Source organism: Enterococcus sp. OL5, from assembly GCF_006491895.1.
GTDB lineage: Bacteria > Bacillota > Bacilli > Lactobacillales > Enterococcaceae > Enterococcus_D > Enterococcus_D innesii.
On record NZ_VHIL01000004.1, the window covers coordinates 75918 to 97953 of the forward strand.

At 43.4% G+C, this 22036-nt stretch carries 17 protein-coding genes and 1 pseudogene; 16 read left to right on the forward strand and 2 right to left on the reverse strand.

Annotated features, from left to right (window positions below):
• Positions 1 to 3 precede the first annotated feature (3 nt).
• The 7 genes from FJU10_RS06245 to argS all read left to right on the forward strand — a co-directional run bounded on the left by FJU10_RS06245 (position 4) and on the right by argS (position 7219).
• Positions 4 to 984 (forward strand): LacI family DNA-binding transcriptional regulator, encoded by a 981-nt coding sequence (locus tag FJU10_RS06245; RefSeq protein ID WP_081118770.1) that lies wholly within the window; start codon positions 4 to 6, stop codon positions 982 to 984.
• Positions 985 to 1247: 263 nt separating this feature from the next.
• Positions 1248 to 1973, forward strand: coding sequence for a tRNA (adenosine(37)-N6)-threonylcarbamoyltransferase complex dimerization subunit type 1 TsaB (gene tsaB / locus FJU10_RS06250; protein WP_081118769.1), 726 nt, complete (start codon positions 1248 to 1250; stop codon positions 1971 to 1973).
• Positions 1957 to 2499, forward strand: a complete 543-nt coding sequence (gene rimI, locus FJU10_RS06255) for a ribosomal protein S18-alanine N-acetyltransferase (protein WP_005237007.1) — start codon at positions 1957 to 1959, stop codon at positions 2497 to 2499. Before tsaB ends, rimI (FJU10_RS06255) begins: the two co-directional genes overlap by 17 nt.
• Positions 2492 to 2965: a ribosomal protein S18-alanine N-acetyltransferase gene (rimI, locus tag FJU10_RS06260; protein ID WP_081118768.1), complete on the forward strand. Its 474-nt coding sequence runs from the start codon at positions 2492 to 2494 to the stop codon at positions 2963 to 2965. Before rimI (FJU10_RS06255) ends, rimI (FJU10_RS06260) begins: the two co-directional genes overlap by 8 nt.
• Positions 2958 to 3977: a tRNA (adenosine(37)-N6)-threonylcarbamoyltransferase complex transferase subunit TsaD gene (gene tsaD / locus FJU10_RS06265; protein ID WP_077452619.1), complete on the forward strand. Its 1020-nt coding sequence runs from the start codon at positions 2958 to 2960 to the stop codon at positions 3975 to 3977. Before rimI (FJU10_RS06260) ends, tsaD begins: the two co-directional genes overlap by 8 nt.
• 135 nt (positions 3978 to 4112) lie before the next feature.
• Positions 4113 to 5126, forward strand: coding sequence for an ornithine carbamoyltransferase (argF, locus tag FJU10_RS06270; protein WP_077452618.1), 1014 nt, complete (start codon positions 4113 to 4115; stop codon positions 5124 to 5126).
• A gap of 401 nt (positions 5127 to 5527) precedes the next feature.
• Complete coding sequence (gene argS / locus FJU10_RS06275; protein WP_081118767.1) at positions 5528 to 7219, forward strand: arginine--tRNA ligase; 1692 nt, start codon at positions 5528 to 5530, stop codon at positions 7217 to 7219.
• 83 nt (positions 7220 to 7302) lie between these two features.
• On the opposite strand, the gene FJU10_RS06280 is transcribed toward argS, so the two are convergent.
• Positions 7303 to 7773, reverse strand: a complete 471-nt coding sequence (locus tag FJU10_RS06280; protein ID WP_005236999.1) for an arginine repressor — start codon at positions 7771 to 7773, stop codon at positions 7303 to 7305.
• 301 nt (positions 7774 to 8074) lie between these two features.
• Here FJU10_RS06280 and rpsB point away from each other — a divergent pair, with 301 nt between their 5' ends.
• The 9 genes and pseudogenes from rpsB (at position 8075) to FJU10_RS06325 (ending at position 20733) form a co-directional block, all read left to right on the forward strand.
• Positions 8075 to 8863, forward strand: coding sequence for a 30S ribosomal protein S2 (gene rpsB / locus FJU10_RS06285; protein ID WP_005229426.1), 789 nt, complete (start codon positions 8075 to 8077; stop codon positions 8861 to 8863).
• A gap of 110 nt (positions 8864 to 8973) precedes the next feature.
• The gene (tsf, locus tag FJU10_RS06290; protein ID WP_005229432.1) at positions 8974 to 9855 is read left to right on the forward strand and encodes a translation elongation factor Ts; all 882 of its coding nucleotides are present in this window, start codon (positions 8974 to 8976) and stop codon (positions 9853 to 9855) included.
• A gap of 147 nt (positions 9856 to 10002) precedes the next feature.
• The gene (gene pyrH, locus FJU10_RS06295; RefSeq protein WP_005229433.1) at positions 10003 to 10725 is read left to right on the forward strand and encodes a UMP kinase; all 723 of its coding nucleotides are present in this window, start codon (positions 10003 to 10005) and stop codon (positions 10723 to 10725) included.
• Between the two features lies 1 nt (position 10726).
• Positions 10727 to 11284 carry a ribosome recycling factor gene (gene frr, locus FJU10_RS06300; protein ID WP_077452616.1) on the forward strand — a complete coding sequence of 186 codons (558 nt, stop codon included), beginning with the start codon at positions 10727 to 10729 and terminating at the stop codon, positions 11282 to 11284.
• Positions 11285 to 11475: 191 nt separating this feature from the next.
• Complete coding sequence (locus FJU10_RS06305) at positions 11476 to 12276, forward strand: isoprenyl transferase (protein ID WP_081118766.1); 801 nt, start codon at positions 11476 to 11478, stop codon at positions 12274 to 12276.
• Positions 12273 to 13079, forward strand: a complete 807-nt coding sequence (locus FJU10_RS06310; RefSeq protein ID WP_077452615.1) for a phosphatidate cytidylyltransferase — start codon at positions 12273 to 12275, stop codon at positions 13077 to 13079. Before FJU10_RS06305 ends, FJU10_RS06310 begins: the two co-directional genes overlap by 4 nt.
• Positions 13080 to 13229: 150 nt before the next feature.
• Positions 13230 to 14498 carry an RIP metalloprotease RseP gene (gene rseP / locus FJU10_RS06315; RefSeq protein WP_081118765.1) on the forward strand — a complete coding sequence of 423 codons (1269 nt, stop codon included), beginning with the start codon at positions 13230 to 13232 and terminating at the stop codon, positions 14496 to 14498.
• Positions 14499 to 14567: 69 nt separating this feature from the next.
• Positions 14568 to 16277 (forward strand): proline--tRNA ligase, encoded by a 1710-nt coding sequence (locus tag FJU10_RS06320; protein WP_081118764.1) that lies wholly within the window; start codon positions 14568 to 14570, stop codon positions 16275 to 16277.
• Positions 16278 to 16384: 107 nt separating this feature from the next.
• A pseudogene (locus tag FJU10_RS06325) lies at positions 16385 to 20733 on the forward strand (PolC-type DNA polymerase III).
• Positions 20734 to 21016: 283 nt separating this feature from the next.
• Here the strand turns inward: FJU10_RS06325 and FJU10_RS06330 are convergent.
• Complete coding sequence (locus tag FJU10_RS06330; protein ID WP_034872197.1) at positions 21017 to 21958, reverse strand: AEC family transporter; 942 nt, start codon at positions 21956 to 21958, stop codon at positions 21017 to 21019.
• Between the last annotated feature and the right edge of the window lie 78 nt (positions 21959 to 22036).

The window sequence follows — 22036 nt, forward strand, 5'->3', positions numbered from 1 at the left end:
AAGATGGCAACGATCAAAGATATTGCACAACAGGCTGGCGTCTCGCCAGCCACTGTATCACGGGTGCTGAATTACGATTCAGAATTATCGGTCAGCTCTGAAACCAAAGAGAAAATTTTTAAAGCCGCAGAAGCACTCAATTACACAAAACATAAAAAGAAGAGTCAGCCGGAAACCAGTAGTATGCGCTTGATCCAATGGTTTGATACCGAGGAAGAATTAGCGGATCTTTACTACTTAGCGATCCGTATCGGGATTGAAAATAAAACCGAAGAATTAGGGATTCGGTTGCTGAAAGAACCTTATGAAGGATTGACTGATACCGCCGTCGATGGAACGATTGCACTAGGAAAATTCGATGATCACCAGATTCGACAATTGAAAAAAAGCCAATCCAATTTGTTGATGGTCGATTTTGACGCATTGTCCCAGGGCGTCAATTCTCTGGTGGTGGACTTTCAACAAGCGGTGGATTTAGTGATCGATGACTTTATTGCAAAAGGCCACCAAAGGATCGGTTTGTTATCAGGCGTTGAGTTTACCAAGGATCATCACCAAGAAATCGAAGACCCTCGGCGCCGGATTTTTGAGGAACGGCTCCGCCGGTTGAAGTTGCACCACCCGCAATATCATCTCAGCGCACCCTTTACAGTAGAGGGCGGTTATGAGGCGATGAAAGAGTATTTGCAGCAAAACAAAGAGTTGCCAAGTGCTCTATTTGCTTCCAGTGATGCCTTAGCGATTGGCGCTATGCGTGCTTTGCAAGAAAAAAACATCAAGATTCCTGATGAGATTGCAATTATTGGCTTCAATGATGTCAGTGTTGCAAAGTACGTCTTTCCGACTCTGTCAACTATCAAAGTTCATACGGAATGGCTGGGAGAGTTGGCAGTAACGACCTTGCTGGATATAATTACGAATGCAGCACCCGTTCCTCGCAAAGTTACGATCGCAACGGAACTGATTACGCGCCAATCTTCCTAGCAACCAGTTGAATCAACGAAGGATGTCGTTACACACGCAACTGAGTTTTAATGGAATAACAAAAAAATGCATATCGCCTTACCCGAACCTTTAAACAGCCTCGTCGGTTTGCAGCTGCAGCCGCGCTTGCTTTTTTCAAAGGTTCGGGTATTGTTGTCCTATTGCTTTTTTTCTAAACGCAGGCATCTTTTTGGAGACTTGGTTGGGCATTTGATTAGAATATGGTAGAATATGAGAGAGTTTTTTGAATGGGGAGAAGATAGATGAAAACATTAGCGATTGATACCTCAAACCAGACACTGGCGGTTGCGGTGGTCGATGGTCAAGAAGTGTTGGGACAAAGCCAGACGATGGCGATCAAAAACCACAGCACAGCATTGATGCCTGCCATTGATGGATTGATGCAAGCGGTGGGGATGGCACCTAAAGAGCTGGAGCAAATCGTTGTTGCGAAAGGTCCTGGTTCGTATACAGGTTTGCGAATCGGCGTCACAACAGCAAAAACGCTGGCACAAACATTGAACATCCCGCTGATTGGTGTTTCTAGTTTGAAAACAGTCGCTGCCAATTGCGTGGGCGTATCTCAAGTGATCGTTCCGTTGTTTGACGCTCGCCGTCAAAATGTCTACGCAGGTGCCTACCAATGGCATAATGGGACCTTAGAAACAAGGATCAAAGACCAGCATATCTCACTGTCTGAGTTATTGACCCAGCTAAAAGCAGTCGATAGTCAAGAAGTGCTATTTGTCGGCGCCGATACCATCAAATTTAAAGACATGATCGAGGCGGAGCTGCCGACAGCCCATATCAATCAAGTGTCGTTATGGAATTACCCGAATGGCGTGGTTTTAGCTGCTATTGCGAAAGAAGAAGCGCCGGTAGCTTCGATCCATGATTTTGTACCAGACTATTTAAAATTAGTTGAAGCCGAAGAAAAATGGTTAGCCTCGCATGAACCGGGAGTGGATGCCTATGTTGAAAAAATTTAAAACGATGACGGGAAAGCTGGCTCTTTTCCGTCAGATTCAATACCCAGAGCGTAAAAAAGAGATACGAGGGGAAACATATGTTGTTCGTGAATTAGTCGGTGATGACATTAAAGAGCTGTTGCAGGTGGAGCGTCTCGTGTATGCTGGGGAACTGCCTTGGACCAAAAGCGCCTTTTTGTCAGAGCTTTATTCACGGGTCAAACATCTTTATTTGGGCATCTTGCATAATGAGCGGATGATTGGGTTTATCGGGGTGCGGATTTTAGGCGCTGATGCCCATATCACCAATATCGCGATCATTCCTGATTATCAAGGAAAAGGGATCGGTTCTTTCTTGCTAGGAGAAATCGAACGTTATGCAAGGAAAAACAAATGCGACCGTTTGACATTAGAAGTTCGCCTGGGCAATCGTGATGCGCAACGTTTGTATCGGACCCTCGGGTTTGTTTCACAGGCGATCAAAACGGCGTACTACACCGAAGGCAATGAAGACGCATTGGATATGGTGAAATTTTTAAATGACTAACGAACAAGCAGATCAAACGATCCCGACACCGCAAATGCTTTGGTCATTGGCAGATCAGAGCTATCCCTTTGGCTCGCCTTGGAATCTACAGCAATTTCAACAAGATTTGCAAAACAGCAACAGTCGCTATTTGTTCCGTTATGGAAAAACTAATCAAGAGCTGATTGGGTTTCTCTGTTTTCAGCAAGTGCTGGATGAAGCAGAGCTGTTTAATGTAGCGGTTTTACCAGCATATCAAGGGCAAGGTTTGGCGAAAGAATTGTTGAAACGAATGGAAACGATCGTGGAACAAACTGATGGTCGGCGAATCTATCTTGAAGTGCGCGTGTCGAATTTGCAAGCACAAGCTCTTTATTTACGTATGGGCTATACAGTCATCGGTCGTAGAAAAAAATATTACAGTCATCCTGAAGAGGATGCGTTGATTATGGAAAAGAAAGTAGGCGGACAAAAATCAAATGAATGAGTTGATTTTAGCCATTGAAAGCAGTTGTGATGAAACAAGTGTGGCAGTGATTAAAAACGGTGACACCATTTTAAGTAACATTGTTGCTTCGCAGATCAAGAGCCACCAGCGCTTCGGCGGTGTCGTACCAGAAGTCGCTAGTCGTCACCATGTTGAACAGATTACTTTATGCATCGAGGAAGCATTGACACAGGCTGACACACAGCCTGAAGAATTATCAGCTGTTGCTGTCACCTATGGTCCAGGGTTGGTTGGGGCATTATTGATTGGACTTTCTGCAGCGAAAGCCTTTGCCTGGGCCCACAGCTTACCACTGATTCCGGTCAATCACATGGCAGGACATATTTATGCAGCTCGTCTAGTGAAGCCATTGGTTTTTCCTTTAATGGCATTATTGGTCAGCGGTGGCCACACCGAATTGGTGTATATGGCAGAAGATGGCTCTTTTGAGATCATCGGTGAAACGAGAGATGATGCCGCTGGAGAAGCCTATGACAAAGTCGGTCGTGTTCTGGGTTTGCCTTATCCTAGTGGAAAAGAAATTGATCGCCTTGCGCATCTAGGCAGTGATACGTATCACTTTCCTCGAGCAATGATACAAGAAGATAATTTTGATTTTAGTTTCAGCGGCTTGAAGAGTTCCTTTATCAATTTTGTGCATAATGCACAGCAAAGAGAGGAAGCTTTGTCAGTAGAAAATCTAGCAGCTAGTTTCCAAGCCAGCGTTGTCGAAGTATTGGTTCATAAAACGTTGCGGGCATGCCAAGCCTATCCAGTAAACCAGCTGATCGTCGCTGGCGGGGTCGCCGCGAATCAAGGGTTGCGTGACGCTTTACAAGAAGCGATGCAGGAATTGCCGGAAGTGGAATTGTTGATTCCACCATTGCGTCTTTGCGGAGATAATGCGGCCATGATTGGTGCCTATGCCCATGTTGCGTTGAAAAAGCAGCGCTTAGCAGACCTTTCATTGAATGCTGATCCAAGTGTCAGCTTTGCCCATCCGATTTCTTAAGATGATAGCACCTAAGATCCGTTCTTAGGTGTTTTTTTGTTTCATTTATGAGCAAACAGAAGATTTCGTTGTATTTTATTTCATCATTTGATATCATTGTGTATATTTATTAATTAATGGAGGGGCGGGTATGCAATGACATCGGTTTTTAAAGGACGCAGTTTTTTAGCAGAAAAGGATTTTACTAAAGAAGAACTACAATATTTGATTGATTTTTCCCAGCACTTGAAAGGGATGAAGGCCAACAATCAACCACATCGTTATTTAGATGGCAAAAACATTGCACTTTTGTTTGAAAAGAATTCGACACGGACGCGAGCAGCCTTTACGGTTGCAGCGGTAGATCTGGGGGCGCATCCGGAATTTTTAGGGGCCAATGATATTCAGTTGGGGACTAAAGAATCCGTTGAAGATACCGCCAAAGTATTCGGCCGCATGTTTGACGGGATAGAGTTTCGCGGCTTTAGTCAGCAAGTTGTCGAAGATCTGGCCAACTATTCAGGCGTACCTGTTTGGAATGGCTTAACGGATGAATGGCATCCAACACAAATGATCGCTGATTTTTTGACTATTCAAGAAAACTTTGGTGAGCTGACTGGCTTGACCATCGCATACTGTGGGGATGGGCGCAACAATGTCGCCAATTCTTTGTTAGTGACTAGTGCGATTTTAGGGGTCAATATTCATGTCGTCACCCCAAAGGCCTTGCAGCCAGAAGCAACCATCATCGCACAGGCACAAGCCTATGCCAAGGAATCTGGGGCAAAGATTTTGGTGACTGATGATGTGGATCAAGGTGTTCTAGGCGCCGATGTCGTGTATACCGATGTTTGGGTATCAATGGGTGAAGAAGAAAAATTCCAAGAACGGATCGAACAGCTGCTGCCGTATCAAGTAAACCAATCGTTGATGAAAAAAACCCAAAATGATCAAGTGATTTTTATGCACTGTTTGCCGGCTTTTCATGATGATCAGACCACGTATGGCAAAAAAGCAGCGCAGGCGTATGGAATTTCTGAGATGGAAGTCACTGATGAGGTCTTTCGCAGTAAGTATGCCCGTCAATTTGATCAAGCCGAAAATCGTTTGCACTCAATCAAAGCAATCATGGCAGTGACTGCCGGAGATCTATTTATTCCTAAAGTATAAAATAATTTTTTTTGAAAATGCCAAAATCTCGCTAGCCAAACAAACATTTCTTTGCTATACTTTCTGGGAAGTAAATAGCCTTGATTTGATGAAACAAGAGAAGTAGCGATTCGAGTATCAGTTAGCGAGTTCGGGGTGGTGGAAGCCGAATTGATCAGATTGTGAAACGCACTTGTGAGAATTTGCCAAGCAAACGGAATTCTGCCGTTATCAGAAAAAAGTGGGTCCGAAAAGGACAATCAGAGTGGTACCGCGGGAAATCTCGTCTCTAGTGCATGTTATGCGCTAGAGGCTTTTTTTGTTTTTATCAATCATTTCTTGCATAAAAAACATACAGCTGTTTGCTTGCTTCAAACAACTTTTCATCAAAACATGGGCTCAGTCATTATAGGAGGGATACTATGAATAACAAAGAAATCGTCGCACAAGCGATCCATCAAGTAGTAAAAGAAGATCTATCGATCGAACAAGTTCAGCAATTACTGGAAAATCCAAAGTCAGCCGACCATGGGGATGTGGCATTCCCAGCCTTCTCGCTAGCAAAAGTCTATCGGAAAGCGCCGCAGCAAATTGCCGCAGACTTAGCAGAAAAAATCGATCAAGCGTCTTTTGAAAAAATTGAAGTGGTCGGTCCATATTTAAACTTCTTTATGGATAAAAAAGCAATCTCTGCCCACGTCTTAGAGCTGGTTCTCAAAGAAAAAAATCATTTTGGCGATCAAACCATCGGCAATCAGCAAGCAGTACCGATCGATATGTCTTCACCAAATATTGCCAAACCCATCTCAATGGGGCATTTGCGTTCCACTGTGATTGGTAACTCGATCGGCTTTATTTTAGAAAAAATCGGTTATCAGCCAATTCGCATCAACCATTTAGGCGACTGGGGCACACAATTTGGGAAATTGATTGTTGCCTATAAAAAGTGGGGGTCAGAAGAAGCGGTCAAAGCGGAACCAATCAACGAACTATTACGTTTGTATGTTGATTTTCATGAAGCAGCCGAGACAGATAAGCAATTAGAAGATGATGCGAGAGCTTGGTTCAAGAAACTAGAAGATGGTGACCAAGAAGCAATGGATTTGTGGCAATGGTTCCGTGATGAATCATTAAAAGAATTCAATAAAATCTACGATATTTTGGAAGTTTCCTTTGATTCATTGAATGGCGAAGCTTTCTATAATGATAAGATGACAGAAGTCGTGGAATTATTAGAAGAAAAACACTTGCTGAAAGAAGACCAAGGGGCAGAAATCGTTGATTTGGCTGCCTATGACTTAAATCCAGCCTTGATCCGCAAATCCGATGGTGCGACCCTTTACATCACACGGGACATGGCTGCCGCACTGTACCGCAAACGGACCTACAACTTTGCAAAATCATTGTACGTGGTAGGGAATGAACAAAGTTATCACTTCAAACAATTAAAAGCTGTTTTGAAGGAAATGGGCTTTGAGTGGGCAGATGATATGACCCACGTACCATTTGGGTTGATCACCAAAGATGGGAAAAAACTGTCTACAAGAAAAGGCAAGATCGTTCTTTTAGAAGAAGTATTGAATGAAGCGATCGATTCAGCAAAAGAACAAATCACTGAAAAGAACCCAACCCTTGAAAACAAAGAAGAAGTAGCAAAACAAGTTGGTGTCGGGGCAGTCGTTTTCCACGATTTGAAAAATGACCGTTTGAATAATTTCGACTTTACGCTAGAAGAAGTTGTCCGTTTTGAAGGAGAGACCGGTCCTTACGTGCAATACTCTCATGCCCGTGCCATGAGCATTCTTGAAAAAGCCAACTTTGATCCCGCTGCTGTCAGCAGTCTGGCGTTGGCAGACGCTGAGAGCTGGGAAGTTATCAAATTGATCCAACGCTACCCAGAAACGGTCATGCAAGCGGCGGAAAAATATGAACCATCCGTCATTGCCAAACATGCCATCAAATTGGCACAGGCCTTTAATAAGTATTACGCCAATGTGAAAATCTTGGCTGAAGATGCGGAAAAAGACGCACGTCTGGCTCTAGTTTATGCAGTAACGACCTTATTAAAAGAAGATTTACGGTTGCTTGGTTTACATGCACCCGACAAAATGTAACAAAAAAAGCTGTATCCTTGTTTCGACAAGGACACAGCTTTTTTTGTAGTAAAAATACAGATAGGTCACATTTGTTCAGTGTTTTATAAGACCGCGTGGTTTCTGATAAATTGATAAAATGTTTCGGCGTCTTCGTCGCTGCGGGAAATCACCGCTACTGTATCAAAGCCCGCCAACGAGCATACTTTTTCTGGCATGGTCACTTCATCGATCGCTGCCGAAAGCAAAGGCGCATTGTCCGCAACGGTATGGATCAAGGTCATGAATTGCACACGATCTACTTTAGTGACAACGTCTTCGATCATCTGTATCAAGCGCTGCTCTTCTTCTTTTTCATCCTCAGAAGCTTGCATTCCTTGAAAAATGACAAACTTTGTCTGACCTGACTCATCAGGTACTTTCACGATTTTCAAATCACGAATATCGCGAGAAATGGTCGCTTGCGTGGCGGAGACTCCTTGGACTTCCAATTGCTGCAATAATTCTTCTTGCGTGCGTACAGTATGTTCAGTAATGATTTGTCTAATAAGTAAATGGCGATCAGCTTTTCGCATAGGTAAACTCCTTTAAGCATGATTGATTAAGTCAGCCTTATCATAGCAGATAACACCGAAAAAACCTAGATATAATAAGAAAAGAATTAGAACGTTAAAAAAAAGCCGAACCACGAATCGTAGTTTTTCATTTGAATCAGTTGCATTTCTTTTTTAGCTACTGTATACTGTTTAAGGCGTGAGTTTTTCACGTCAATCCCACATCTTGTTCCATCTGCGAAGCGGTGCTGATCGATTCAGTTCTTCAAGGAGTAAAAGAGCAAGAGAGGAAAACAAAAAACCAAATTGGAGGAAACACAACATGGCAGTAATCTCAATGAAACAATTACTAGAAGCCGGCGTACACTTTGGTCACCAAACTCGTCGCTGGAACCCAAAAATGAAGAAATATATCTTCACAGAAAGAAACGGCATCTACATCATTGATTTGCAAAAAACAGTGAAATTAGTAGACGCAGCTTACGACTACATGAAAAATGTTGCTGAAGAAGGCGGCGTTGCATTGTTCGTAGGTACTAAAAAACAAGCACAAGAAGCAATCAAAGAAGAAGCAATCCGTTCAGGTCAATACTATGTTAACCATCGTTGGTTAGGTGGAACTTTGACAAACTGGGAAACAATCCAAAAACGTGTTGCTCGTTTGAAACAAATCAACAAAATGGAAGAAGATGGCACATTTGCTGTTCTTCCTAAAAAAGAAGTCGTTGGCTTGAACAAAGAGCGCGAACGTCTTGAAAAATTCTTAGGCGGTATCGCTGATATGCCAAGAATTCCAGATGTAATGTACGTTGTTGACCCACGTAAAGAACGTATCGCGATCCAAGAAGCACGCAAATTGAATATCCCGATCGTAGCGATGGTCGATACAAACTGTGATCCAGACGAAATCGATGTTGTTATCCCATCAAACGATGACGCTATTCGTGCCGTTAAATTGATCACTGCGAAAATGGCAGATGCTTTCATCGAAGGTAACCAAGGCGAAGACCAAGTAGCAGAAGAAGATTTTGCTGCTGAATCAACAGAAAACGCAACTTCAATCGAAGAAATCGTTGATGTTGTCGAAGGCGACAACGCATCAGCTGAATAATAAATGATGGAGCTGTTTCAAAGGCTAGGCGCCAAGCCTCACTCTCCTTTGAAACAGCTTTTTTTAAAGACAAGCAATCTTGTTTAAAAACATTTAGGAGGAAACAAAAAATGGCAGAAGTAACAGCTAAATTAGTAAAAGAATTACGCGATATGACTGGTGTAGGAATGATGGACGCAAAACGTGCATTAGTTGAAGTAGAAGGCGACATCGAAAAAGCCGTAGACTTATTACGTGAAAAAGGTATGGCAAAAGCTGCGAAGAAAAACGACCGTATTGCTGCTGAAGGATTAGCATCTGTAGCGATCAACGGCAACACAGCAGCAATCGTTGAAGTGAACTCAGAAACTGACTTCGTTTCTAAAAACGAAATGTTCCAAGACTTAGTAAAAGAAATCGCTGAAGTAATCGCAGCGAACAAACCAGCTGATATGGATGCTGCTTTAAAATTAGAAACTTCTAAAGGCACAATGGATGCTGCGTTGATCGAAGCAACACAAGTAATCGGAGAAAAAATCAGCTTCCGTCGTTTTGAAGTTGTTGAAAAAGATGACAATGCTGCTTTCGGCGGTTACCTACACATGGGCGGACGTATTGCTGTATTGACTGTTCTTGAAGGAACAACTGACGAATCAGTTGCGAAAGATGTTGCGATGCACGTTGCAGCGATCAACCCTCGCTACGTGAACGAAGCACAAATCTCTCAAGAAGAATTGGATCATGAAAAACAAGTCTTGACAGAACAAGCATTGAACGAAGGCAAACCAGCGAACATCGTTGAAAAAATGGTTGAAGGACGCTTGAAGAAATTTAAAGCAGAAATCGCTTTGGTTGACCAACCATTCGTTAAAGACCCAGATATGACAGTTGAAAAATATGTTGCATCAAAAGGCGCAACTGTGAAATCTTTTGTCCGCTTTGAAGTCGGCGAAGGTATCGAAAAACGCGAAGACAACTTCGTTGAAGAAGTAATGAGCCAAGTGAAAAAATAATTCTGTTCCTCGAACAGATGGGAACGCATGGAAGTGCGCTCCCTTTTTTTAAGCAAAAACGGTTTTTGAAGAAATAGTGTAGATAATTTTCAACGAAAGAGCACCAATATGCTACAATAGTATTGGAGAATGTACGGAGGAATCATGATGGGCAAACCAAAATATCAACGTGTTGTATTAAAATTAAGTGGTGAAGCATTAGCGGGTGACGAAGGCTTTGGGATCAAACCACCGACGATCCAAGAGATCGTTAAAGAGATCAAGGAAGTCCACGAATTAGGTGTACAGATGGCAATCGTGGTCGGCGGCGGAAACATTTGGCGTGGACAAATCGGCGCGCAAATGGGGATGGAAAGAGCCCAAGCTGATTACATGGGCATGTTAGCGACTGTGATGAATGCTTTAGCATTACAAGATACACTAGAAAACGCTGGTGTACCAACGCGTGTCCAAACTTCGATCGAAATGCGTCAAATCGCAGAACCTTATATTCGTCGCAGAGCAGAACGTCACTTAGAAAAAGGGCGGGTCGTCATTTTTGCCGGCGGAACCGGAAACCCTTATTTCTCAACTGATACGACCGCAGCCTTACGGGCAGCTGAAATCAACGCCGATGTCATTTTGATGGCAAAAAACAATGTTGATGGCGTCTACTCAGCAGATCCTAAAACGGATCAAAGTGCTGTGAAATTTGAAGAATTGACTCATTTAGAAGTCATTTCTAAAGGATTGCAAGTAATGGATTCAACCGCAAGTTCATTAAGTATGGACAACGATATTCCATTAGTCGTATTCAACTTGAATGAGCATGGAAACATTCGCCGCGCCATTTTAGGTGAACATATTGGAACGACAGTAAGGGGGAAATAACATGGCTGACAAAATTTTAACAGAAGCAAAAGACAAAATGAAAAAAGCAGCAGAAAACTTGCAGCGGGAATTAGGACAAATCCGTGCTGGCCGCGCGAACGCGAGCATCTTAGACCGCGTAATGGTTACTTATTATGGTGTACCAACACCCTTGAACCAAATGGCTTCAATTACGATTCCAGAAGCAAGAATTTTGATGATCACACCTTTTGACAAAACAATGATCCAAGAAGTAGAAAAAGCTATCATGCAAAGTGATGTAGGGATTACACCTGCCAATGATGGAACGGTGATTCGTTTGGTGATTCCTCAATTAACGGAAGAACGTCGTAAAGAATTAGCAAAAGATGTGAAAAAAGAAGCTGAAAATGCGAAAATCGCCGTCCGTAACATTCGTCGGGATGCCATGGAAGCTTACAAGAAACAAGAAAAAGCTGGCGATATCACAGAAGATGATTTGCGAGAATCTGAAAAAGAAGTGCAGACTGCTACAGATAACAGCATCAAAGAAATCGATGCCATCGCAGCTGAAAAAGAACAAGAATTACTTGAAGTTTAAAAGGAATGACGAAGAGTCGCTTCAGCGGCTCTTTTTTTATGGGCGAAAGTAGCTCATGTACTTGAATATGACAGCTGTTTTTTTGTTTTTTCTTAATATAGAAATCTTTTCTTGGTTTTCATAGGCAAGAAATCTGATTATTGTTATAATGTAAAAGATGAATTTCAAGAATTGGAAGAGGAGCGAATACGATGCTGCGTTTTTTTCCACAAAAAGACAAATATATCAAAGAAGCGGCTGAACATGAATTTGATCCATCACTGCCGATTCCCCAACACATCGCGATCATTATGGATGGCAACGGCAGATGGGCGCAAAATCGGCGCTTGCCAAGAGTAGCTGGCCACAAAGAAGGCATGGAGACGGTAAAGAAAATCACGAAACACGCTTCACACTTAGGTGTGAAGGTATTGACGCTTTATGCATTTTCGACAGAGAATTGGAAACGGCCGAACGAGGAAGTAGACTTTTTGATGCAACTGCCCGTCGACTTTTTCGACACCTTTGTTCCTGATCTGATCAAAGAAAATGTTCAAGTCAAAGTGATGGGGTTCACGGATTCTTTACCCGCGCATACACAAGAAGCGGTCAAGCGAGCGATCGACCAAACCAAAGATAACACCGGGATGATCTTGAATTTTGCTTTAAATTACGGCAGCCGCGCGGAAATTTTGACAGCTGTCCAAGCACTTTATGAAGAACTCTCAGCTTCCGGCGAAGCTCTACCAGAGCTCACGGAAGACATGCTGGGGACGCATTTGATGACTGGTTTTTTACCAAACGCGTTACGTGATCCTGAATTGGTGATTCGAACGAGTGGTGAGGAACGTATCAGTAATTTCTTATTATGGCAGATTGCATACAGCGAGTTATTCTTTACAAAGGCGCTCTGGCCTGATTTCGATTCTGCGTTATTAGAGGACGCGATTGGGAGCTTTCAACAACGAAACCGGCGTTTTGGCGGTTTGAAAACGAAGGAGGAAGAAGAGTGAGACAACGTGTAATCACTGCGGTCGTCGCATTAGCCTTTTTCCTGCCAATTATTTATATTGGCGGCATTGCCGTCGAATTGCTGGCAGCAGCAATGGCAGGAATTGGTGTTTATGAATTATTTCGAATGAAAGGATTAGCTATTTTCAGTTTTGAAGGAATTCTTTCAATCCTCGGAGCGGTAATCTTAGTTTTGCCTCAAGAACGCTGGTTTTTCTTTTTGCCAGAGGGGACAGATAAAAGTGCCTTGTTTTATCTGATCGTTCTTTTGTTACTAGGGATCGCGGTTATTTCGAAAAATACGTATACCATCGATGAAGCTGGCTTTCCGGTGATCGTTAGCTTATATACCGGTGTCGGGTTTGAACGTTTTTTGACGGCACGGTCAGCAACGGATGGCTTAGTCGTTTTAGTTTTCGGTCTCTTTATCGTGTGGGCAACGGATATTGGGGCATACATGGTGGGACGACGTTACGGTCAACGAAAATTATGGCCGGAGATTTCTCCTAATAAAACCATCGAAGGGGCCCTAGGCGGGATTGCTGCTGCGGTGGTCGTAGCTGGTTTGTATCTATTAGCATTTCCTGGGAAAGATTATTTTGGACACGGTAGTGCCATGATGATTTTATTGACGGTCCTCTTTTCGATCGCTGGGCAATTTGGTGATTTAGTGGAATCGGCGATCAAACGTCATTATGGCGTAAAGGATTCAGGGAATATCCTGCCAGGTCACGGGGGAATCTTAGATCGCTTCGACAGCATGTTGTTTGTGTTTCCAATCATGTATTTATTTGGCGTCTTTTAGAAAATATTTAAGAAGTGCAGGCTTGGCTTGCGCTTCTTTTTTTAAATTCTTGTTACAACGGGAATGTGAGTTCCTCAACGGGAACCGGTGTGATAAAATAAGGAAAGGCTGCCCTGAATGAGAGGGATGCTGTGAAAGAGAGGAACGAGCATGAAAACGATACTTGTATTTATCATTATCTTTTCCGTGGTGGTAGTGATTCACGAATTCGGACACTACTTCTTTGCAAAACGGGCAGGTATTTTAGTAAGAGAGTTTGCCATCGGTATGGGGCCTAAATTGTTCGCGCATCAAGCGAAAGATGGGACGACCTACACGATTCGGATGCTGCCATTAGGCGGGTATGTCCAAATGGCAGGCTGGGGCGAAGATGAAACCGAATTAACGCCTGGTATGCCAGTCTCCTTGGTTCAAGATGCAACTGGTAAAGTCATCAAAATCAATACGAGCAAAAAGATCCAATTGCCGCAAGCGATCCCCATGGAAGTGACCGACTTTGACTTGGAGGAGAAGCTGACGATCACTGGCTTCATCAACGGCAATGAACAAGAAGCAGTTACGTACGCTGTGGATCATGACGCAACGATTATTCATGAAGATGGCGTTGAAGTTCGGATCGCACCAAAAGACGTTCAATTCCAGTCCGCAAAGCTTTGGCAACGAATGCTGACGAATTTTGCCGGACCGATGAATAACTTTATTTTATCCTTGGTTTTATTCACTGGGTTGGTGTTTGCGCAAGGTGGTGTCGCGAACCAAGATGCAACCATCGTGACAGGAATCGAAGCAGGAACCCCGGCAGCTGAAGCCGGACTGCAAAATGGCGACGAAATCCTAGCAGTTGAAGGCGTCGATGTTTCCAACTGGTCAGAATTGACGACAGAGATCCAAAAGTATCCAGATACTCAGATTGCTCTCGAAGTTAAACGAGGAGCAGAAACACTTGATTTGACGGCAACTCCTGCGAGTCAAGAATCTGGGGAGACTACGATTGGTTTCTTAGGGATCACGGCTTCGTTAAAAACTGGCATCGGAGACATCTTACTTGGCGGCTTGCAAACGACCATTGACAATTCATTGGTGATTTTTAGAGCAGTCGGCAACTTGATCGCCCAACCAGATATCAATAAATTGGGTGGACCGGTAGCGATTTTCCAACTGTCTTCTCAAGCCGCATCGCAAGGTGTCACAACGGTGATCGCCATGATGGCGATGATTTCCATCAACTTGGGGATCTTTAATTTATTGCCGATTCCTGGATTAGATGGTGGGAAACTGGTTTTAAATATTTTAGAAGGTGTGCGAGGCAAGCCAATCAGTCAAGAAAAAGAAGGCATCATTACCCTGATTGGGTTTGGGTTTTTGATGCTGCTGATGGTTCTCGTTACCTGGAATGATATCCAACGTTTCTTCTTTTAAAAATAAGACGCACAAGCAAATCAATTGTTGATCGGGTGAACATGATTTTTTGTAGCAAAGGAGAAAAAAATGAAACAGTCAAAATGTTTGATTCCGACATTGCGGGAAACCCCCAGCGATGCGGAGACGTTAAGTCATCAACTGTTAGTTAGGGCCGGGTATATTCGACAAGTGGCGGCAGGCATCTATGTCTACTTGCCGCTAGCACAAAGGGTGTTAGAAAAGATCAAGCGGGTCATTCGTGAGGAACTGGCACAAATCGATGCCGTAGAGATGGCGATGCCTTCTTTGCTTCCGTATGAACCATGGAAGGAGTCTGGACGGGCCTCATTGTATGGTGAGTCTTTGTATCGGTTGACAGATCGAAACGAACGAGAGATCGTTTTAGGGCCCACTCACGAAGAGCCGTTCACGACATTGATCAAAAACGAGATCACGTCTTATAAGCGGCTACCCTTGAGCTTGTATCAGATCCAAACGAAATATCGGGACGAACAGCGGCCGCGCTTTGGATTGATTCGCAGCCGTGAATTTATCATGCAAGATGGCTATTCTTTTCACGCCGATGAAGCCAGCTTAGATCAAACCTATAATCGCTACGAAATGGCTTACCATGCCATTTTGAAACGCTGTGGGATCGAATATCGGACAGTGGTCGGGGATAATGGCTTGATGGGTGGCCGAGATTCAAAAGAGTTTTTGGCATTGTCTGGAATCGGCGAAGAGCTGATCTGTTATTCGACTGAAAGCGACTATGTCGCCAATTGGAAACTAGCAACTAGTCAGTATATCGCTAAAAAATCTCATGAGACCTATTTAGAGTTACAAAAAGTCGTTCATGAAGAGTCTCTATCGTTAGAGGAACTGGCGAAAACATACGAAACGGATTTGCAAAAAATCGTTCAAGTATTTTTGCTACTCGTTGACGAGCAAGTCATTATGGTATTGCTTCGAGGTGATCACAGTCTTAATGAAACAAAGATCAAGCATTTTTTAGCCGCTGATCAAGTGAAGATCTTGACTGCTGAAGAAGCCGAGTCCTATCTGACCAGTGACGCACAACTTCGCAGCCCCATTGAGCTTGCTGATTCGATCCAATTGTATGCCGATCAGCATGTCCAAGATATGGCGAATCTGATCGTACCAGCGGCAGAAAAACAGAGCTATTTTCTTAATGCAAATGTAGGCCGTGATTTTCAACCACTAGCCTTTGCCGATTTTCGCTTGGTTCAAGAAGGCGATCCTTCCCCAGATGGAAAAGGGACCTTAACCTTTACGCGAGGAATCGAAGTTGGGCATATCTTCAAGTTAGGAACCAAGTACAGCGAGGCGCAAGAAGCGACGGTTGTCGATGAAAATGGCGATGAACAACCAATCATCATGGGCTGTTATGGTCTGGGGGTTTCTCGGTTGCTATCAACGATCGTTGAACAATATGGCAATGAGTTTGGGATCGATTGGCCCCAAGAAATTGCCCCATTTGATGTGCATATCATCCAAACGTCGATTGAAGATAGCTATCAAAATGCCTTAAGTGAAGAAGTAGAAGAAATGATGAACCAAGTTGGCTATCAAGTATTGGTGGATGACCGCAATGAACGTGCAGGGGTCAAATTTGCAGATGCCGATTTGATTGGTTGTCCGATTCGCTTGACCATCGGTAAAAAAGCCGTAGAAGGCATCGTGGAGATCAAAATCAAGCATACTGGCGCAACCGTTGAAGTGAGGAAAGAAGAAGTCGCTTCGACCCTAACGATTTTGTTAGCCAACCAAGAATAAATCGAAACAATGGTAGATCGAGAAAGGAAATCCTTTCTCGATTTTTTAATGAAAGTGAAGACAAAAAGAGGTATACTAATGAGTACTGAGAAAAGGAGGATCTTCAATTGTCAAAAGAAAGAGAGACCTTTGAGATATTATTAGACCAAATTGCAGCTGCCCAAAATCTTCGGCAGCATCCATTGATGCAGACTGCCCAAATCAGACAAGTAACCGTGCATCGACAATCAAAAGCCTGGACGTTTTATTTCCAATTCGAACGTTTGTTGCCGGTGATGGTGTATCAGTCCTTTAAACAACATATTGAATTGGCATTTAAAGAGATTGCGGAAGTTCGCATTGTCATTGAAGCTCAAGACGGTTCCTTTGATGAGCAGTTCATTCAAGAATACTGGCCATTAGCGTTAGCCAATCAAAATTGCGATCGGCCGTTAGTTCATCAAGTGATCAAAAATCAAATGCCTATGATTCAAGAGAACAAGGTGATTTTACCCGTCAACAATGATGCGGTCATCACGATTTTGCAGCAACAGTACTTACCGATCATTGAGGAAAATTATGGGACTTTCGGGTTTCAAAAATTTCGGATCCTGCCACAGCTAGACAAAGAACAGGCTGAGGCAGCCTTGAAAGAACTTGAAGCACGAAAAGAAGAACAAACGGCAGCCTTCCAATTGCAAGCCGCTGAGAACTTAATGGCGCACGAGCAACGCAAAAAAGAAGTCAAAACAGTCGAATTTGACGGACCAATCGCCTTGGGACGTAATATTCCTGCTGATGAACCTGTGACACCGATGATCAATATCATCGAGGAAGAACGCCGAGTTACGATCCAAGGGTATGTCTTTGATAAAGAAGTCCGCGAATTGCGTTCAAAACGGAAGATTTTGATTTTGAAAATCACCGACTATACGTCGTCGTTTAGTGTGAAAAAATTCTCCAACAATGAAAAAGATGAACAAGTCTTTGATGCCATTGCTAAAGGTAGTTGGGTCAAAGTGCGTGGTAGTGTTCAAGAAGATACCTTTATGCGAGATCTCGTTATGAATGCGCAAGATTTGCTGGAAGTCAAACACGAGGCCCGCAAAGATTATGCACCTGAAGGCGAAAAACGGGTCGAACTTCACCTGCATTCCAATATGAGTACGATGGATGCAACCAACAATGTGGCAGACTTTGTCGCTCAAGCTGGCAAGTGGGGACATAAGGCGATTGCGATCACCGATCATGGTGGAGCACAAGGGTTTCCTGATGCCCATCACGCCGGAGAAAAAGCCGGGGTAAAAATTCTTTACGGTGTGGAAGCCAATATCGTGGATGACGGGGTAGCGGTTGCCTATAATCCGCAGCCTGTCCCACTGACTGATGCCACGTATATCGTGTTTGACGTGAGACCACCGGATTGTCTGCAGTGTACGACACCATCATTGAATTGGCCGCTGTGCGGATGCATAAAGGCAACGTGGAAGGTTCCTTTGATGAATTCATCGATCCTGGCCATCCTTTATCACGAACGACCGTAGAATTGACGGGAATCACCGATGAAATGGTTCGGGGGTCAAAATCGGAAGAAGAAGTCTTACGTTTGTTCCGTGAGTTTTCTGAAGGAGCCATTCTAGTTGCCCACAATGCGTCATTTGATATGGGCTTCTTAAATACCAGTTATCGAAAATACGGTATCCCGGAAGCAGAAAATCCCGTCATTGATACATTGGAACTCGCTCGTTATTTGTATCCAGAGTTTAAGCGATTCGGTTTAGGTGTCCTTTCCAAAAAATTTGGCGTTAGTTTGGAGCAACATCACCGAGCGATCTACGATGCCGAGGCAACCGGTCATTTAGCGTGGATCTTTGTCAAAGAAGCGATGGAAAAACATGACATGCTACTGCACGAAGATTTGAACCGACACGTGGGGGGTGAGAACTCCTATAAAGCAGCTCGGCCTTTCCATGCCACGATCTTAGCCCGAACACAGGCGGGATTGAAGAATTTATTCAAGCTGATCTCGATGTCGAATGTGAAGTACTTCCATGATAAAGTTCCGCGGATCCCGCGCTCAGAATTGGTGAAATTGCGGGAAGGATTGTTAGTCGGAACCGCTTGTGATAAAGGAGAAGTCTTTGTCGCAATGATGCAAAAAGGGGTCGATGCAGCGCGGGAACTTGCCAAGTTTTATGACTACATCGAAGTCATGCCCAAAGCAGTTTATGCTCATCTTCTCGAAACGGAACTCGTGAAAAGTGAAAAAGATCTAGAAGACATCATTCGGAATCTGGTAAAGATGGGGGAAGAGTTAGGGAAAATCGTTGTTGCTACTGGGAATGCCCACTACCTGAACGAAGAAGATGCCATTTATCGTAAGGTCTTGATCAATTCGATGGGGGGCGCCAATCCCTTGAATCGACATAGTTTACCGGATGTACATTTCCGAACAACCGATGAGATGCTGACCGCTTTTCAGTTTTTAGGTCCAGAAGTAGCGAAAGAAATTGTAGTGACGAACCCGAATAAAATCGCTGATCTCTGTGAAAAAGTCATTCCGGTAAAAGATGATTTGTATACACCAAAGATTCCCGGATCTGAACAAGAGATCACCGACTTGAGTTACAACCGTGCCAAAGAGCTATACGGTGATCCATTACCAGAAATTGTGGAAAAACGTTTGAAAAAAGAGCTTGATTCGATCATTGGGAATGGGTTTTCCGTGATCTATTTGATCTCACAAAAACTGGTTCATAAAAGCAATGAAGACGGCTACTTAGTAGGGTCGCGGGGATCAGTCGGTTCTAGTTTTGTCGCAACTATGACTGGGATCACTGAGGTCAATCCATTAGCCCCTCATTATTATTGTCCCGATTGCCAGTATTCTGAATTTTATGAAGACGGCTCGTATGGTTCTGGTTATGATATGCCAGAGAAAAAATGTCCAAAATGCGGCACCCGTCTGAACAAAGATGGCCATGATATTCCTTTTGAAACCTTCCTTGGCTTCCATGGCGATAAAGTCCCCGATATCGATTTGAACTTTTCAGGGGAGTATCAGCCAGAAGCCCATAACTATACGAAAGTGCTCTTCGGTGAAGAGTATGTCTATCGTGCCGGAACGATCGGTACCGTAGCGGACAAAACAGCCTTTGGGTTCGTAAAAGGCTTTGAGCGCGATCATAATCTTCATTATCGTGCAGCCGAAGTCGATCGTTTGGCAAAAGGCGCCACTGGCGTCAAACGGACGACTGGTCAGCATCCGGGGGGGATTATCGTTATTCCAGACTATATGGATGTCTATGATTTCACCCCGATTCAATACCCAGCAGATGATCAAAATTCAGAATGGAAAACGACCCACTTTGATTTCCATTCGATTCATGACAATATTTTAAAACTGGATATCCTGGGACACGATGACCCAACGGTGATTCGGATGCTACAGGATTTATCAGGAATCGATCCTAAAACGATCCCCACGGATGATCCGGAAGTGATGCGTATTTTTGGTGGTACGGATGTGCTAGGTGTAACTGAAGAGCAGATCTACTCAAAAACAGGTACATTAGGCATCCCAGAATTTGGTACCCGATTTGTGCGAGGGATGTTGGATCAAACCCATCCATCGACCTTTGCAGAGCTCTTGCAGATCTCTGGTCTTTCCCATGGTACCGATGTATGGCTGGGCAATGCCGAAGAACTGATTCGTCGTGGAGATGCCAGTCTAGCAGAAGTAATCGGCTGTCGGGATGACATCATGGTGTATTTGATCCATGCTGGCCTAGATGACGGGATGGCCTTTAAAATCATGGAGACGGTTCGTAAAGGGCAATGGAACAAGATCCCTGACGACTTGCGGGACACTTACTTGCAAGCGATGCGGGAGAACAATGTCCCTGAATGGTATATCGATTCTTGTTCGAAGATCAAGTACATGTTCCCGAAAGCCCATGCGGCGGCGTATGTTTTGATGGCGTTGCGGGTGGCTTACTTTAAAGTGTACTTCCCAATTCTCTATTACTGTGCTTATTTCTCTGTCCGGGCGGATGATTTTGATTTGATTGCTATGTCAAAAGGAAAAGACGCCGTAAAAGAACGGATGCAAGAAATCACTGACAAAGGATTGGATGCGTCAACGAAAGAAAAGAATCTGTTAACGGTTCTGGAGTTAGCCAATGAAATGTTAGAGCGCGGTTATGAATTTGGGATGATCGATCTGTATAAATCGGATGCGGAAAACTTCGTGATTGACGGAAAAAAATTGATCGCACCGTTTCGAGCAGTGCCGAGTTTGGGACTAAACGTAGCGAAACAAATCGTGGAAGCACGAAAAGACGGTCCCTTCTTATCGAAAGAAGACCTCGCCAATCGCGGGAAAGTTTCTAAGACCTTGATTGAATACATGACGGATAACGGTGTTCTTAAAGATCTACCAGATGAAAATCAGTTGTCGTTGTTTGATATGTTATAAGTCAACAGCTGTTCACTAAAAAAAAGCACATCATCGCAGCATCTAGTATAGCTAGTTTCTGCATGATGTGCTTTTTTGTCTTGTTTGTGAGGGCAACCTAAGCAGCCACAATCTTGCGAAAATCAAAAGGATCGTGGCTTTATAGTGAGAAATCATAAGGGGGGTGCCGTTTGGATAGCGAATCAATCGAACCATTGGCTTACAAAGAGGAGAAAAATACTCGTTACCGAAAGAAGCGAATGTCTTTGGTAACGAGTATTTTTCGACAAAGTTCGTTAAATAGCTAAAAAAAGAAAAAAAGCAAAACAGGCAAATACACCATGTACAGTAAGACGGAATACCCTAAACATGAAGTTGCAAATTCTTCGTCCCCTTGGTAGTTTCGTACAAGAATCGGGACAGAGTTTTGGACGGGCATAGAGGCTTGAATAATAAACACAGAAAGCATCAATTCAGGAACAGGGATGATTCTGCTTAACAGCCACACAACGAGGGGCGAAAGAACGAACCGACCAAACAAGACACCGACAATGTCTTTGGTCATTCGCAAGTTCTTGAGTCCCCCAAAGTAGACAATGATCCCGATGATAAACATTGATAGGGGCGTCGTTAAATCTGCTAGGTAGCTTCCAAGGCCATCAACAAATGAGGGCAGCGGTAAGGTGAACAGCATCCAGATCAAACCGATGATGAAACCAATCAAGGCTGGTGAAAAAATCTTTTTTAGCATGACCAATGGATGAAAGGAAATCCGGGCTTCACCAAAATCAGGATTGTCTTTTGCTAACTCAAAAATACCGATGGTCCAAAATAATGTCGTATTTACAATATAGTACAACAACACATAAGGAACGGCTTTTTCACCAAAAATGGCTAAATTGATCGGTAAGCCGATGAAGATCGTATTGGAAAAGGTAAACATGGCGGAAAATGCCCCTTGGTGTTTGGCTTCAACTTGGGCGAAACGGCGCCATAAATAACCAGCGAAGTAAGTGATCATCATGGAAAGTAAAGGGATGATCATCCCGGAAACTAATGAAAGAAATTCATCTTTCGTAAAGTTTTTAATGATCGTCAAAAACATATTGGCTGGTAATGAGACATTCAATACCAATTTTGAAAACGTATCGGCGGTTCGATTAGAAAACCATTGTTTGTAAGACAACCAATAACCGATAAACATGAGACTGAAAATGACAAAAATATTGATATATGCTTGAAACATGCGCTCACCTCTCATTTACTATAGCGAAAGGCAATAGAAGAAGCAACTGATTCCCATTTGAAAACAACAAAAAACCAA

What these genes read in the sequence shown, in the direction of transcription:
- tsaD (WP_077452619.1), top strand. Translation starts at nt 2,958, where the DNA reads ATGAATGAGTTGATTTTAGCCATTGAAAGCAGTTGTGATGAAACAAGT.
- FJU10_RS06280 (WP_005236999.1), bottom strand. Translation starts at nt 7,773, where the DNA reads ATGCGAAAAGCTGATCGCCATTTACTTATTAGACAAATCATTACTGAA.
- FJU10_RS06330 (WP_034872197.1), bottom strand. Translation starts at nt 21,958, where the DNA reads ATGTTTCAAGCATATATCAATATTTTTGTCATTTTCAGTCTCATGTTT.
- rimI (WP_005237007.1), top strand. Translation starts at nt 1,957, where the DNA reads ATGTTGAAAAAATTTAAAACGATGACGGGAAAGCTGGCTCTTTTCCGT.
- FJU10_RS06320 (WP_081118764.1), top strand. Translation starts at nt 14,568, where the DNA reads ATGAAACAGTCAAAATGTTTGATTCCGACATTGCGGGAAACCCCCAGC.
- frr (WP_077452616.1), top strand. Translation starts at nt 10,727, where the DNA reads ATGGCTGACAAAATTTTAACAGAAGCAAAAGACAAAATGAAAAAAGCA.
- tsf (WP_005229432.1), top strand. Translation starts at nt 8,974, where the DNA reads ATGGCAGAAGTAACAGCTAAATTAGTAAAAGAATTACGCGATATGACT.
- pyrH (WP_005229433.1), top strand. Translation starts at nt 10,003, where the DNA reads ATGGGCAAACCAAAATATCAACGTGTTGTATTAAAATTAAGTGGTGAA.
- FJU10_RS06305 (WP_081118766.1), top strand. Translation starts at nt 11,476, where the DNA reads ATGCTGCGTTTTTTTCCACAAAAAGACAAATATATCAAAGAAGCGGCT.
- argF (WP_077452618.1), top strand. Translation starts at nt 4,113, where the DNA reads ATGACATCGGTTTTTAAAGGACGCAGTTTTTTAGCAGAAAAGGATTTT.
- tsaB (WP_081118769.1), top strand. Translation starts at nt 1,248, where the DNA reads ATGAAAACATTAGCGATTGATACCTCAAACCAGACACTGGCGGTTGCG.
- FJU10_RS06245 (WP_081118770.1), top strand. Translation starts at nt 4, where the DNA reads ATGGCAACGATCAAAGATATTGCACAACAGGCTGGCGTCTCGCCAGCC.
- argS (WP_081118767.1), top strand. Translation starts at nt 5,528, where the DNA reads ATGAATAACAAAGAAATCGTCGCACAAGCGATCCATCAAGTAGTAAAA.
- rpsB (WP_005229426.1), top strand. Translation starts at nt 8,075, where the DNA reads ATGGCAGTAATCTCAATGAAACAATTACTAGAAGCCGGCGTACACTTT.
- rseP (WP_081118765.1), top strand. Translation starts at nt 13,230, where the DNA reads ATGAAAACGATACTTGTATTTATCATTATCTTTTCCGTGGTGGTAGTG.
- rimI (WP_081118768.1), top strand. Translation starts at nt 2,492, where the DNA reads ATGACTAACGAACAAGCAGATCAAACGATCCCGACACCGCAAATGCTT.